A 9,204-nucleotide genomic window follows, 5' to 3' on the forward strand; every position below is an offset into this window, starting at 1 on the left:
CTTTTATCGCTTCTTTTATAAGAAGTGGAATTAATGGAAACTCATGCGTTTTTCTTGTATTGATAATCATTTCATTTTATATCGCTTCTTTTATAAGAAGTGGAATTAATGGAAACTTATTAAATAAACAATAAACAATAAACTTTATGACTACTTATCGCTTCTTTTATAAGAAGTGGAATTAATGGAAACCTTTAGAAGAAGGGTATGTTAGAGGGCTGCTTAGGGCTAATCGCTTCTTTTATAAGAAGTGGAATTAATGGAAACAATAATCAAGTTTGTAATTAGTTAATTAAGGAGGATCGCTTCTTTTATAAGAAGTGGAATTAATGGAAACAACTAAGTCACCTGGACGGTAGGTAACGTTAGAGTCTTTATTAGATCGCTTCTTTTATAAGAAGTGGAATTAATGGAAACTTTTGTTCCTTTCTCTTTTCTTTTTTCTCTTATTAAAATCGCTTCTTTTATAAGAAGTGGAATTAATGGAAACTTCGCTTTGTTGAAGAAGCTTGTAGACTGCATAACCATGAATCGCTTCTTTTATAAGAAGTGGAATTAATGGAAACCAGTAAACTCAGCCCCTCTATACAAACTATTCTGAGAAAATCGCTTCTTTTATAAGAAGTGGAATTAATGGAAACGGTGAGAAGAATGCCCCAACGGATTGCAGAATTCAATCGCTTCTTTTATAAGAAGTGGAATTAATGGAAACCTTATAATAATAACTTTGCTTACAGATGCTTAAAGTCTTACAAATCGCTTCTTTTATAAGAAGTGGAATTAATGGAAACCTAAGGGAAGTTGGGAACTTTCTAATTCTTTTAATACTAAAATCGCTTCTTTTATAAGAAGTGGAATTAATGGAAACAATTCTTGATAGGTTGCAAAGAACTTCGCTCTTAGGAAAATCGCTTCTTTTATAAGAAGTGGAATTAATGGAAACGTGCACGCCTCCGCAGTATGACCCGCGTGACTGCCGTCATCGCTTCTTTTATAAGAAGTGGAATTAATGGAAACTACCTGTGTACAATGCCCCTTGCTCTAAAGCAGAGGTAAAAATAATCGCTTCTTTTATAAGAAGTGGAATTAATGGAAACACTTAGACCTGCCCGTCGCACCTTCCTACCATTTCTGATAGATCGCTTCTTTTATAAGAAGTGGAATTAATGGAAACCCATAGAGAACCTTTGGCGGTGTGCTAGTGCTAACTGCTATCGCTTCTTTTATAAGAAGTGGAATTAATGGAAACCAAAGAAAGCTCTATTGGCATTTTGCCTAGCTGTATTATCGCTTCTTTTATAAGAAGTGGAATTAATGGAAACCATTCCTTCTATTAACCGCTATTTCAATTGACCCTAAAAATCGCTTCTTTTATAAGAAGTGGAATTAATGGAAACAACCATGTTTGCGTCAAACTCGTTCAATTGATCAAACAGGTTAAATCGCTTCTTTTATAAGAAGTGGAATTAATGGAAACTATTTCTATTGTTGGTTCAGCTTGCATTTGTGCAATAATCGCTTCTTTTATAGAAAGTCAAGATATGAGATCCCCGACTTCTTAAAGAAGTCGGGGATCTTTGGGTTTAGGATATTTTAAATTTCCTCATTCGCATAAGAAGTATTGAATAATCACAAAATTGAGATTATGTTGTTACACGAGATGTCAACAATATAACCAGATTGGTGAGGGAAATTCTACAATGTCAGAACAAAATAAAGATCAAGATCAAGAAATTTTACGTCAATATCTTGATTCAATTAAGGAAGAAGAAGAACGTAAAAAAGTACAAAATTTAGCACGCCTTTCTAGATTAAATATAGGGATTGCTGTTTTCCTTTCTCTGCTCATTCCCATTGGTGGATATTGTTATACCCGACGGTGGAAAGCATTTCTATGGCTTATGTGTGGTGGGGCTTTAATAGGGGTAGTAGTTGCTGGAAATTCTCGTAATAGTGAAGAAGCTATGGCACGAGCTTTTGGTATAGGATCAGTTGCGGGGACAATTATTGCTCCTATTGATAATGCTTTGGCTATTTCTCGTGCGAAAAAGCAGGTTGAAGAATTAAGTAAATAATGTAGTTTTTAATTGTCAATTTTTGGAAATTTCAGGAAGTCAACTATGCAGATTTTTAGTAAATTTATCCGCAGTTCTCTAGTTACTGCTATTAATTTATATCAACGATATCTTTCACCTTATAAGGGGTATTGTTGCGCTCATCGGGTTTTACATAATGGTGAATCTTGTTCAGAATATGTGAAGGGTGTTTTTTTAGAACAGGATTTAAAAAAAGCTATTAATCTCTCTCAACAACGCTTTACCGATTGTGGAATAGCTGCGGAAACATTAACTGGACAAAAACAACAAGCAAATCTACAACGGAGAAGTTCCCATTTATTGAACCGCAGGGGATTTATTTACTTAATTATTCCGGCTTTTTTTACTTTTGGTGTAGCAACACCAGCGTTAGCAAGTAAAGGAAAAGCTTTTGGCAAATGTATGTCAACAGCAACAAAAGCATCTATTAGACAAGACCAAAAAGATGGTAAATGTGGTAATGAGCCAGAGATTTATTATGGTTTATGTTGTTTGGGTATAATTGGTTTAGGTGTCGCAAATGAAGGCAAATAGAATATTAAAATTAATCATTTAATTAGATCCCAGATCCCAGATCCCCGACTTCTTTAAGAAGTCGGGGATCTTTTCTTTTCAATCATCGAGTAGTAGTTTTTTGAAGTCAGTAGAATTAGGTAAATTATGATCTAGCAAAAATTGTTGATAAATTGATTCTGACTCGATTTGTATTTTGATATATTCTATGTTAGGAAGTGTTCCTGGTCGTAATCCTGCATATTCTAAATAGCTAGAAAATTCCCATTCTCCAGGATGGTTTACTATTTCGGCTTTTACTGGATTGAGGTGAATATAGCGAGAAAGATTGACAAGATATTCAGTTTCTTGGATGTGAATACTTTGAAACCGTCCCTGAAATAATACCCCCGAACGGTTAAACCGTTTATTAATTGCCTTTGTGTAAGCAAGAGAGAGAGATTTCATGGCATCAGATAGGGTTTCATCTCTCAGATATACCAATAAATGATAATGATTAGGCATTAAACAGTAAGCAACAATATCTACTGCATTTTTAATAAGATGTTCCTTTAGTAACCGGAGAAAATAAATATAATTCTCACGTTCAAATAAAATATCTTGACGATTGTTACCACGATTATAAATATGATAAAAGTTACCACTTTGCCAGGGAGTTTTTCTTTGGGGCATAAATAAAAATATGGGATATTCAAATTTAATAAAATTTTACCAGATATCCGAGTTCCCAGATCCCTGAGTTCCCAGATCCCCGACTTCTTTAAGAAGTCGGGGATCTAATGTCGGGGATCTAATATCTATAAACATTCACAATGTCTTCACCGATTTGTTTTAATTTATTAACTAATGATTTTGGTTTTATCACTTTCACTCCTCCTTTGAAACCAAGAATCCAGCGCAAAATCTCTACATCATCTAAAGACCATTGAGGTAATATGACTTGAAACCGATGAGGATAGTTTTTATTTTCTGTTTTATCAAGACAAAAAATAGATTTAGGCAAAGTTAATCTCTTACCTGTGATTGGTAGAGACATTTTCATCTGTTGTGCCGGAAATCGTTTAGTTCCTTCAGCAACAAATCTAAAAAGTTCATCATTAAACCACAGTTCAATAGTAGTACACACTAGAGAACGTTCTTTTTTATTAATACTCAGAAATCGTTGTTGGTGGTGGGGATTGTAACCTAAAAAGATTCCTGCACTGGCTTTAGATAGTTTTTGTAACTTTTTTAAGGAATTTTCTTGTTCTTGTCGAGAACGCACTTTTGTTAGCAGTTTACCAATAAATAATCTATCTAATCGTTCAAAACGAAATAAGCCATGATATTCACCGGATACACATTCATAACCCAAATACCAAGCTGTGTTAGAAAAAACAATTTGTAATGGAAAAGCCAGGAAGAACCCTTCTTCATCTAGGGTAAACTTACCACCACCAGGAAAACGATTTAACTCTAACAGTTGTCCTTGAGCGATCGCTTCCTCCACTGGTTGTAAATTTCTGGCTAGAGATTCTGCTGGTAAATACTCTGGGTCAATCATACTGCGATTAGCGATCGCCCGTACCGGATAAATATCACTGACTCCCAAGCGACTTTGTGTCATGCGAATAGCAAAGGTTTCATAAATTTCCAGTGCTATCGGGTCATTGAGACTTTGTGCTTGAGACTGGAGAACTTGAAACACCTGAGTTAATTCTAGTGCTGATAAAATTGCCGTTCCCGCAAAATAACCGTCTCGCATAGAAAAATTATGTAATATTTTATATGGTTTAAGGACTTTTTCAATATCTTTACGGACAGAATCTAAAGTATTACCCTCAATAATCTCATATTCTTGCAGTGCGGACAGTAAAGTTTTTAAACTTCCTTGTCCAGAATTGGATAAAAACGGATGATGTAAGATGAACCTAATAGTTTGCAATAATCTCTGAAACGCTGGTAAATCCGAGTAGGGATGAGTTACCACAGCAACGGAAGCGGTCAGAGAAACAGCGCCAGGGGAGATAGGGAGATGGGAAGGTGAAGAGATAGAATTAACACCAATGAGGGAATTTTGCTGCAACCATAGTAAATTAGAGGCGATCGCACTTTGATCTCCATAGATATTGCCATACAATCGGCTGATACAAGCGGTGATTTCTGCCAAGGAACTTGTAAACTCAGGGACTTTACCCAAAATGCTGGCTAATAAACTGGGGTGAGTTGCTTGCAGATTACCAATTCCCGGATAGTTAATGATCAAGGAAATTAGATACATTAATCGCTCAAAATCCAGCAATTTACTGTAAGCATGAAAAGTAATTTGACTATTACGGTTGTTACGGTTGATTAGAGTTCGAGAAAGCTGTTGAATTTGGGTAGAGATTTGGTGAAAGTTGAACTTTGGGGACGTGACATCAACTTCCTTAACTGCTGCAAACCCTTCAGCGGCCATTGGTGGAAAATCTTGCAGCCATTGGTGCATACTCTCAATTACCACATCTGGAACTTGACGGGTGCGTTGTTGATTCCATCCTTTACAAGTTAGCACAGGGGTTTTTAAGTACCACCCCATCCATAAAACCGGGGAAGCGATCGCTAATTTTAACTTTTGTAATAAATCCAATCGCCACGCACGCTTGGCATTAGTGGCATCATAGACTACAGCATTATTTTGAGCCAATGCTGCTGTGATTTGAGAAATTACTGCTGCTTCTATATCTATCCAATCACCCTGAATAGTGGTATCCCCATAGAGTTCTTGACGAATAACATCAGTAGAGACAATGCGATAATTCCCCAATTTGGCTAATTCAGTGGCGAAAGTGGACTTACCGCTACCAGGGACACCAATCAGGATGTGACAGATAGGAGGAGTAGACATTTTCTTCGATCCTCAATAAAACTTATTTTATATTGTCTGCATTTAACAAACCTCAAAGTCTAGTGTTTTCAAGCGAATCACGAATTTATTACCACATTGCCCCAGTAAATTTCGTCATTCGCATAAATAGAGGGTTACATCCAGTTTTTTGCTGCTAAGATAAAAACACAACGTAAATCTGCTCAGTTTTACATAGTCACAAATATAGACAATTTTCCCTCTATATTGTTGACTTTGTAAATAAATCAGTATTTCTGACCCTTTAATTTAGCGATTAACACGAAATCTACAGTGAGATAGCAAGTAATTGTTACAAAGTATTTTTATGGTTAAAAAGTTAAATAAAAAGCGTGTATGGTTAAAATCAAGCGTATAAAGGAGATACAGCTACATGAATAAATACACGGCTGTTACTTTTGCCCCAGTTCAAGGGTTTATCGAGAAATCGCGTAAACTTAGAGACTTATATGGTGCATCTCTGATTCTGTCTTATCTGAGTCAGCAGCTAGTTTTTTATGTTAATAACAACGGATTAACAGTAATTTCCCCAGGAATACCTAAGTTACAAAAAGGGATGCCTAATCGTATTCTGATTAAAGGAGAAATGAGCAAAGAAGAGGCAGAAACAGTTATTCTTTCTGCATGGAAGGATATTTTAAAAGTTTGTCGAGAATGGATAGAGAATAAATTACCTGAATATCAATATCATTGGGAACGGGAATGGACGCTTTGGGGTGGTCATACTTGGGAAATATTTCACGGAACTGGTTGCTGTATTGAAGCAGCAATGGATGATTTAGAAACTAATAAATTATCCCGTGATTGGAGTGCTGTTAATTGGATTGGTGAGAGTTCTAGCTTGACGGGTACTGATGCGATCGCATATCCAGGATTGGGGAGAAAATTTTCAGACTCGGAAGTGGAAAACAAGATAAATTTCACCTATCGTTACGCAGACGAAACCATTAAAAATTTTTATACAAAATTAGCAATTATCACCGAAAATCAACAAAATTCCCAAGAAGAACCCGAAACAGGGGAAGCAAAACAAGATTTAGAAACTTCCCAGGAAGAACCGGAAGTGGAAGGTAAATTTATCGCACCAAACGAGAAACTGAGCATTCCCGAATTAGTGAAGCGTCTGGTAACTTGCGAGAATGTGAGGAAAGACATAGGAATAGCATTAGGTGATAGAAATTCCTGTTTTGGGAAACTTCCCAAGGGTTTTAAAGAAATTCGTCGCAAACCAACGGAAACTCAACCAGGACAATGGACGGGTTGGTTTATGGGAGATGGGGATAAAGTTGGGAAAAAATTGAAACAAATGGCTAAAAGCGACCAACCGGAAGTGGAAATTAATACATTTACAACTGCTTTGCGTAAATGGGGTAAGAATTTTTACACATACTTTGAACATGAAAAGAGATTAGGACGAGTAATTTATGCAGGTGGAGATGATTTTTTAGGGATTATTTATAGCTATAGCAAAAATGTTAAACAGCCAATTGATAGCAAAAATGTTAAACAGCCAATTGATGGATTGAGTGCATTGGAATGGTTGATGACATTAAATGATAAATGGCACGAACATAAACGAGATATTAATGTCAGTGTGGGATTTGTCTGGGTCGCGGGGAGTGTTCCCCAACGAGATGTATTACAACATTGTCGTCAAGCACAAGAAACAGCCAAAAATTTGCAGCGCGATCGCGTGACGATTAGAATTGTATTTAATAGCGGACAGTATGTAGAGTGGACTTGTCCGTGGAAGTATTTGCATATCTTGAAAGAATACAGAGACAGAAACAGTAACACCTATCCAGAATGGGAAGGTAAAGGTCGGGATAGTCAAAACCAACCTAATTGGTCGCATATCTATGGCGATTTAGCCCAACTCAAATCCCGTCACGCTTTTGGACTCGCAGAAAACCGTCGTCACCAAGAAATTGATAGTGATAACACCGCAAAACAAAGCAAAATTCTTGACTATCGGCGAGATTTTTTAGAATTTTTTAATATTTACTTTCCTGGTTACAAAGAAATACTTACAAAGGATGAAAAATTTATTGTAGGTGCAAATGATGATACAAGTTCCGCTCAAAAAGCTTTATTGATGATTGATTGGATAGAAAATTTAATTACAATTGGTTGGCACTTATGTTCAAATACAAATACATCATCATTATTAGACCTTTAGGTTTTTTATATGGTAGTGCCGGTGCATTTCTTTCACCAGAAAACTTAGTTGGTCGTTCTGGAGAAAAATTTCCGCCTAGTGCAGCAGTTCTTTCCGGTTTATTTTGTAGTGCCAAATTAACAGATAAAAATTTCACAACAGAAGATAAAAATTACGAAGAATTTACTAAAAAATTGCATACTGCTGGTCCATTTTGGGCTAAATCTGGATATGAACAGAATTTTTATGTACCAATTCCTTGGCATAGAATTATTGCAGGAGATAAAGAGAAATATAGAGATGAATGGGTATTAGATAAAAATCGAAATTGGCAGCGACAAAGACAATATAAACAAGATGAAGACAAATTAGAACCAGCTTTTACATGGCAAACCATTACTTCTTGGAATAAGACCAAACTAGATTGTGATACCCATCCTTGGGATTATGTATCTTTTCTTCATCCTCACATGGAAGATCACGAAAGGCACTCCAAACAGAAAGATGGTTTGTTTCTAGAAAGTGCCGTACAAATGCCAGAAGACACTTGTTTAATTTATTTATCAAGCCATAAACTAAACAATGGATGGTATCGCTTTGGAGGAGAAAACCATATCGTGGAAATTGAATGTCAAGATATTAAAAAGAAAGAAGTATTGGAACTTTTTGATCAAAAAATAGAACAATCATTCGCCTTAATTTCTCCTGCTGTTTGGGGTTCGACACGCTTGTCTTATCGCTTTCCCCAACATCCTGATTTAGCATCATATTTTCCAAAAAACAACACTAAATTATTAACTGATAAAGCCATACCTTATCGGTACAATTCAGGTGGAAGATTAGGAAGAGGACTTTATGCAGTTCCCGCAGGAAGTGTATATGTATTACCAAAACCACTTAATAAATCTTGGAATGAATTTCATGAAGACTGGTTTCCCAATCAGGGATATAGCTTACAGAAAATTGGTTCTGGCTTGTGTTTACCAGTAGAAATTAAAGGGTTACAAAAATATCAAGAAGCTTAATTAGTAAATCAATAGGAGAGAATAATGTATCAGAAAGCTTGCGGAATTATTGAAACCTTGGCACCAGTTCATGTTGGAGCAACAGCAGGAGAAGAAAACGGCAATTTAAACCTCATATTTCGTGACCAATTTACCCAAACAGGTATTATTAATGGTAGTTCAATTCGCGGTCGTTTGCGAGCCGATATGCGTCAATATTGCGGTTTTTTAAAAAATAAGGGTGAAACAATTCCTCCCGAACAAGATGAAAATTTTTGGTATGGAAAAAAAGCCGAACAAGGAGAAGCAGATAGTACCACTGAAGCTGTAATTAAATTAGAACACGCTTCTATTGTTTGGCTACCTGTGTTTTGTCCGGGACAGCCAATTGTCTGGGTAACTTGTCCTCGTCTACTTAAAAGGTATAACCGTATAGCTGGGTTGAATAAAAAAGCTAGTGAAATTCCCAAAGAATATATAGCTTCTAAAAAATTATGGGATAGCGCACTAGAATCGAAAGATAATAAACACAAAGGTAAAAAATTTCTA

Annotated in this window: 7 protein-coding genes and 1 CRISPR repeat array; of the genes, 5 read left to right on the plus strand and 2 right to left on the minus strand. The window is 36.0% G+C overall.

What is annotated here, in order from left to right:
• Nucleotides 1-5 precede the first annotated feature (5 nt).
• A CRISPR array of direct repeats spans nt 6-1,550; the repeat unit is 36 nt; unit sequence ATCGCTTCTTTTATAAGAAGTGGAATTAATGGAAAC.
• A gap of 150 nt (nt 1,551-1,700) precedes the next feature.
• Together IQ228_RS14170 and yidD are read left to right on the plus strand one after the other, a co-directional pair.
• Nucleotides 1,701-2,075, plus strand: coding sequence for a hypothetical protein (locus IQ228_RS14170; RefSeq protein ID WP_027402685.1), 375 nt, complete (start codon nt 1,701-1,703; stop codon nt 2,073-2,075).
• 45 nt (nt 2,076-2,120) lie between these two features.
• The gene (yidD, locus tag IQ228_RS14175) at nt 2,121-2,630 is read left to right on the plus strand and encodes a membrane protein insertion efficiency factor YidD (RefSeq protein WP_071992798.1); all 510 of its coding nucleotides are present in this window, start codon (nt 2,121-2,123) and stop codon (nt 2,628-2,630) included.
• A 78-nt stretch (nt 2,631-2,708) separates the two neighbouring features.
• On the opposite strand, the gene IQ228_RS14180 is transcribed toward yidD, so the two are convergent.
• Nucleotides 2,709-3,281, minus strand: coding sequence for a transposase (locus IQ228_RS14180; RefSeq protein WP_193963245.1), 573 nt, complete (start codon nt 3,279-3,281; stop codon nt 2,709-2,711).
• A gap of 118 nt (nt 3,282-3,399) precedes the next feature.
• Nucleotides 3,400-5,475 carry a WYL domain-containing protein gene (locus IQ228_RS14185; RefSeq protein WP_193963246.1) on the minus strand — a complete coding sequence of 692 codons (2,076 nt, stop codon included), beginning with the start codon at nt 5,473-5,475 and terminating at the stop codon, nt 3,400-3,402.
• A gap of 391 nt (nt 5,476-5,866) precedes the next feature.
• On the opposite strand from IQ228_RS14185, the gene IQ228_RS14190 reads away from it, so the two are divergent.
• The 3 genes from IQ228_RS14190 to IQ228_RS14200 all read left to right on the plus strand — a co-directional run.
• The gene (locus tag IQ228_RS14190; RefSeq protein ID WP_193963247.1) at nt 5,867-7,672 is read left to right on the plus strand and encodes a type III-B CRISPR-associated protein Cas10/Cmr2; all 1,806 of its coding nucleotides are present in this window, start codon (nt 5,867-5,869) and stop codon (nt 7,670-7,672) included.
• Nucleotides 7,633-8,676, plus strand: a complete 1,044-nt coding sequence (locus IQ228_RS14195) for a type III-B CRISPR module-associated Cmr3 family protein (RefSeq protein ID WP_193963248.1) — start codon at nt 7,633-7,635, stop codon at nt 8,674-8,676. Before IQ228_RS14190 ends, IQ228_RS14195 begins: the two co-directional genes overlap by 40 nt.
• A 24-nt stretch (nt 8,677-8,700) precedes the next feature.
• Nucleotides 8,701-9,204: RAMP superfamily CRISPR-associated protein (locus IQ228_RS14200; RefSeq protein ID WP_228043874.1), on the plus strand; the 504-nt coding region annotated here is incomplete at its 3' end.

Source organism: Dolichospermum sp. LEGE 00246 (genome assembly GCF_015207865.1).
In the GTDB taxonomy this organism is placed as follows: domain Bacteria; phylum Cyanobacteriota; class Cyanobacteriia; order Cyanobacteriales; family Nostocaceae; genus Dolichospermum; species Dolichospermum heterosporum.

What these genes read in the sequence shown, in the direction of transcription:
- IQ228_RS14185 (WP_193963246.1), bottom strand. Translation starts at nt 5,475, where the DNA reads ATGTCTACTCCTCCTATCTGTCACATCCTGATTGGTGTCCCTGGTAGC.
- IQ228_RS14180 (WP_193963245.1), bottom strand. Translation starts at nt 3,281, where the DNA reads ATGCCCCAAAGAAAAACTCCCTGGCAAAGTGGTAACTTTTATCATATT.
- IQ228_RS14195 (WP_193963248.1), top strand. Translation starts at nt 7,633, where the DNA reads ATGTTCAAATACAAATACATCATCATTATTAGACCTTTAGGTTTTTTA.
- yidD (WP_071992798.1), top strand. Translation starts at nt 2,121, where the DNA reads ATGCAGATTTTTAGTAAATTTATCCGCAGTTCTCTAGTTACTGCTATT.
- IQ228_RS14170 (WP_027402685.1), top strand. Translation starts at nt 1,701, where the DNA reads ATGTCAGAACAAAATAAAGATCAAGATCAAGAAATTTTACGTCAATAT.
- IQ228_RS14190 (WP_193963247.1), top strand. Translation starts at nt 5,867, where the DNA reads ATGAATAAATACACGGCTGTTACTTTTGCCCCAGTTCAAGGGTTTATC.